The sequence below is a fragment of the Enterococcus plantarum genome, assembly GCF_001730295.1.
Classification (GTDB): Bacteria; Bacillota; Bacilli; order Lactobacillales; family Enterococcaceae; genus Enterococcus_L; species Enterococcus_L plantarum.
On record NZ_MIKA01000037.1, the window covers coordinates 1 to 1,607 of the forward strand.

Annotated in this window: 1 protein-coding gene, 13 tRNA genes and 1 rRNA gene; 14 read left to right on the top strand and 1 reads right to left on the bottom strand. The window is 45.8% G+C overall.

The window, feature by feature from the left end; all coding sequences use genetic code 11:
• The 14 genes from rrf to BCR22_RS10915 form a co-directional block, all read left to right on the top strand.
• Nucleotides 1-94: ribosomal RNA gene (gene rrf, locus BCR22_RS10850) — 5S ribosomal RNA — on the top strand; the annotation flags it as partial.
• Between the two features lie 7 nt (nt 95-101).
• Nucleotides 102-175 (top strand) — tRNA-Asn (locus BCR22_RS10855).
• 47 nt (nt 176-222) lie between these two features.
• Nucleotides 223-311, top strand: a tRNA-Ser gene (locus BCR22_RS10860).
• A gap of 14 nt (nt 312-325) precedes the next feature.
• Nucleotides 326-397: transfer RNA gene (locus BCR22_RS10865), tRNA-Glu, on the top strand.
• A 12-nt stretch (nt 398-409) separates the two neighbouring features.
• Nucleotides 410-482 (top strand) — tRNA-Val (locus BCR22_RS10870).
• Nucleotides 483-491: 9 nt separating this feature from the next.
• Nucleotides 492-565 (top strand) — tRNA-Asp (locus BCR22_RS10875).
• A gap of 16 nt (nt 566-581) precedes the next feature.
• Nucleotides 582-654, top strand: a tRNA-Phe gene (locus BCR22_RS10880).
• A gap of 3 nt (nt 655-657) precedes the next feature.
• Nucleotides 658-738: transfer RNA gene (locus BCR22_RS10885), tRNA-Tyr, on the top strand.
• Nucleotides 739-747: 9 nt separating this feature from the next.
• Nucleotides 748-818: transfer RNA gene (locus BCR22_RS10890), tRNA-Trp, on the top strand.
• Between the two features lie 13 nt (nt 819-831).
• Nucleotides 832-904: transfer RNA gene (locus tag BCR22_RS10895), tRNA-His, on the top strand.
• Nucleotides 905-936: 32 nt separating this feature from the next.
• Nucleotides 937-1,009, top strand: a tRNA-His gene (locus BCR22_RS10900).
• A gap of 21 nt (nt 1,010-1,030) precedes the next feature.
• A tRNA-Gln gene (locus tag BCR22_RS10905) sits at nt 1,031-1,102 on the top strand.
• Between the two features lie 34 nt (nt 1,103-1,136).
• Nucleotides 1,137-1,207: transfer RNA gene (locus BCR22_RS10910), tRNA-Cys, on the top strand.
• A 15-nt stretch (nt 1,208-1,222) separates the two neighbouring features.
• Nucleotides 1,223-1,306: transfer RNA gene (locus tag BCR22_RS10915), tRNA-Leu, on the top strand.
• An 87-nt stretch (nt 1,307-1,393) separates the two neighbouring features.
• Here the strand turns inward: BCR22_RS10915 and BCR22_RS15090 are convergent.
• A partial coding sequence (locus BCR22_RS15090; protein WP_141706569.1) for a transposase occupies nt 1,394-1,607 on the bottom strand: 214 nt, incomplete at its 5' end.

The window sequence follows — 1,607 nt, forward strand, 5'->3', positions numbered from 1 at the left end:
ATACACCTGTTCCCATGCCGAACACAGAAGTTAAGCTTCTTAGCGCCGATTGTAGTGAAGGGTTTCCCTTTGTGAGAGTAGGACGTCGCCACGCTAATTATTCCGGCATAGCTCAGTTGGTAGTAGCGCATGACTGTTAATCATGATGTCGTAGGTTCGAGTCCTACTGCCGGAGTTCCTTAATATAGGACTTATGAGTAATGTTTGCTTCTTTTTAACTTTGGAGAGTTGTCCGAGTGGCCGAAGGAGCATGATTGGAAATCATGTAGACGGTTAACGCTGTCTCAAGGGTTCGAATCCCTTACTCTCCGTATTAAGTTTTATTGGCCCGTTGGTCAAGCGGTTAAGACACCGCCCTTTCACGGCGGTATCACGGGTTCGATTCCCGTACGGGTCATTTATATTTATTGGAGGTTTAGCTCAGCTGGGAGAGCACCTGCCTTACAAGCAGGGGGTCGGCGGTTCGATCCCGTCAACCTCCATTAAATTACGGTTTGGTAGTTCAGCTGGTTAGAATGCCTGCCTGTCACGCAGGAGGTCGCGGGTTCGAGTCCCGTCCAGACCGTTAGTATTATAGTTTTGGCGCAGTAGCTCAGTTGGTAGAGCAACGGATTGAAGCTCCGTGTGTCGGCAGTTCGATTCTGTCTTGCGCCATTTGGAGGAATAGCGAAGTGGCTAAACGCGACGGACTGTAAATCCGTTCCTTAGGGTTCAGTGGTTCGAATCCACTTTCCTCCATTACATAGTAGGGATATAGTTAAACGGTATAACTACGGTCTCCAAAACCGTCATTGTGGGTTCGATTCCTACTATCCCTGTTAATATATTATGGCGATTGTGGTGAAGTGGTTAACACAGCGGATTGTGGTTCCGCCATGCGTGGGTTCGATCCCCATCAGTCGCCCTTGCTCTAAATTTTATATTATGTATATTATGGCGATTGTGGTGAAGTGGTTAACACAGCGGATTGTGGTTCCGCCACGCGTGGGTTCGATTCCCATCAGTCGCCCTTAGCTTTAAATTTTATTATTGGGGTATAGCCAAGCGGTAAGGCAACAGGTTTTGATCCTGTCATGCGTTGGTTCGAATCCAGCTACCCCAGTTTTCTCTTTTAGAGAATCTGTAAATTGTAATATGGCGGTATAGCCAAGTGGTAAGGCAGAGGTCTGCAAAACCTTCATCACCGGTTCAAATCCGGTTACCGCCTTGCAAATCATTTAATGCCGGCGTGGCGGAATTGGCAGACGCGCTGGACTCAAAATCCAGTGCCCGCGAGGGCGTGCCGGTTCGACCCCGGCCGCCGGTATACTAGTAGCACCAACGTTAATTAAAACGGGCTCTTTGTCAACTAATGTTGGTGAAGAAATCCAAAGAATTAAATCACTAATGAAGCCTAGAGGGAAATTCCTCTAGGTTTTTCTATTTGATTTAAAAGAACAGTGCCAAAGCATAAAGTAATTCTCAATTTAAAATTATAGAAGTTACGGAAGCCATAGGCGTTTCTCTTTAGTACTTTTATATGGTTATTCAAGCATTCTAATGGTCCGTTGGAATAAGGCAAATTCAACGCATTTTTAATGCCCGTTTGAACTTTTTTAAAGGTAGTA